This is a genomic window from Endozoicomonas arenosclerae (genome assembly GCF_001562015.1).
GTDB classification, from domain to species: domain Bacteria; phylum Pseudomonadota; class Gammaproteobacteria; order Pseudomonadales; family Endozoicomonadaceae; genus Endozoicomonas_A; species Endozoicomonas_A arenosclerae.
This window is the reverse complement of record NZ_LASA01000298.1, coordinates 1-341: the sequence shown is the minus strand read 5'-3', so window position 1 is coordinate 341 and position 341 is coordinate 1. Positions and strand designations below refer to the sequence as shown.

The following is a 341-nucleotide window of genomic DNA, read 5'->3' as shown; positions in this document are numbered from 1 at the left end:
CCACGATGGCTATAGGCTGGTGAAAATGAAGACTGCCAACTCAGATAATATGCGGGCTAGTTATTAACCGAAGCATTTTAATCTTTTATTGACTTTAAGCATCATCGTCCATACTATGCGCTCCTCGTTGATGCGGGGTGGAGCAGCCTGGTAGCTCGTCGGGCTCATAACCCGAAGGTCGTCGGTTCGAATCCGGCTCCCGCTACCAACTTATTACAACGGCARCTGATTAACAGACAACTGCGGGGCCGATTTCGGTACGGGATGGAGCAGCCTGGTAGCTCGTCGGGCTCATAACCCGAAGGTCGTCGGTTCGAATCCGGCTCCCGCTACCAACTATT

At 52.1% G+C, this 341-nt stretch carries 1 tRNA gene; it reads left to right on the top strand.

Going from position 1 to position 341, the window contains the following annotated elements:
- The first annotated feature begins 131 nt into the window (after positions 1–131).
- Positions 132–208, top strand: a tRNA-Met gene (locus WG89_RS33230).
- Positions 209–341: the final 133 nt, after the last annotated feature.